Raw genomic sequence first — 1,525 nt, forward strand, 5'->3', positions numbered from 1 at the left:
GCGTTGACACCCATTAGCGGCCCCGTGTCAAGTGAGCAAACAACACCTTCGACTGCCTGAGCAGCCGTTTCCGATTTCAATGACCGAATGCAGCTGCCGAACGCACCCGTTTCTTCAATGTATGGCTGCGACGGATCGCGCCAGACACCCATCAGGATCAAGCGAACGGCGTACTACGGTTGCCTGTCGCCCTGGTGGCTTCATCACCCCAGAAGAACGTTGGTGCCGCAAGCACGTCCATGGGATTCGCACAGAATCTGTGGTTGCCGGGCGAACTTCCGGCACCAATCCTCGGGTGGCTCGTCTTGCAGGCGATCCGCTTTACTGCACATCGGGGACGGCGGCACGGCATCCTATTCAGAGGGCATGGTTGGTCACCAGTCAACGCTTAAGGCTTGCCGGTCGCCGTCGCAACTCTTATGCGAAGCAGCGTGCTACATCGAACGGTTTTTGCTCCTTCAGCATATGGAAACAGGCACGGGCCAGCTTGTGCGCCAAGGCCTTGCGCGCGAGCACCGGATTCGTCCTGGCTTTCTTGCGCTCGTAGAACTGCTTGGCTTCGGCGCTAAAGCGCATCGCGAAGTTGGCTGCCTCGATGAATGCCCAGCACAGGTACGGATTTCCGTTCCTGGTATTGCCTTCGCCCTTTTTCTTGCCGTTGCTCATCCGCTGACTGTCCACGCACCGCGCGTAGGAGGCGAAGTTGCCCGCGCTGGCGAAACGTTCGATGGTCCCGGTTTCCAGCACGATGACGGTGGCAAGTGTTTGGCCAATGCCTGGCACCGTGGTCAGCAAGGCGTAGTCTGGGTGTGGTGCGACCTTTTCCTGAAGACGCTTTTCCACGATATCGATCTGCGCCGAAAGCGTCATGATGACCGCGACGTTCGCCCGGACCGCGAGGGCTACATCATCTGGCAGGTGCAATTGGTCGACAGCCGCCTCGTCCAGTTGTTTGACCTGATTGCTCGTGATTCGCGTGCCGGACTGACGCGCTGTGGTGTTCTCGACGGCGAGAATCTGGTTGGTGCGGCTACGTACCAGCTGCATGCGTTTGCGGGCCAGGTCGCGCACTTCACGGTGCTGCGCCGGCAGGATGGTGCCCGTGGGAAGGATGCCCAATCGCAGCAGGTGGGCAAGGTAGCGGGCATCGGTCTCATCTCCGCTGTGCTTGAGGCCATCGTATTTCTTGATCGCCGCAGTGTTGGCCAGGTGCACCACGAAGCCGGCGGCCTGCAGGCCGTCAACAAGCCAGTACCAGTTAAAGGTCGACTCGACCACGACGCCGGCCAGCTCGGCTTGCCACGGGGCAAGGAACGTCAGGATCTTCGCGAGGTCATTGGGCAGCCGCTTCTCCGCGACTACGCGGTCTGTTTCGTCAATCACGCTCACCACACTGTTGTTCGAATGCAGGTCAATGCCGCAATATTTCATTTCGGGCCTCCCTTCGGTTAAAGCGGTTGGGCAAACTCACTTTAACCCCGTCGCCCGTCAGGGCGGCGGGGGAGGCCCGCTAGATGATTTTCAG

Annotated in this window: 1 protein-coding gene; it reads right to left on the bottom strand. The window is 59.8% G+C overall.

Features of this window, described 5'->3' with window-relative positions; all coding sequences use genetic code 11:
• Positions 1-417: 417 nt before the first annotated feature.
• Positions 418-1,431 carry an IS110 family transposase gene (locus DID96_RS37620; protein WP_124604364.1) on the bottom strand — a complete coding sequence of 338 codons (1,014 nt, stop codon included), beginning with the start codon at positions 1,429-1,431 and terminating at the stop codon, positions 418-420.
• Positions 1,432-1,525: the final 94 nt, after the last annotated feature.

This window comes from Burkholderia sp. Bp8963 (assembly GCF_003854275.1).
Lineage (GTDB): Bacteria > Pseudomonadota > Gammaproteobacteria > Burkholderiales > Burkholderiaceae > Burkholderia.

Excerpts from the sequence above, each read along its gene's own strand:
- DID96_RS37620 (WP_124604364.1), bottom strand. The coding sequence starts at position 1,431 with ATGAAATATTGCGGCATTGACCTGCATTCGAACAACAGTGTGGTGAGC.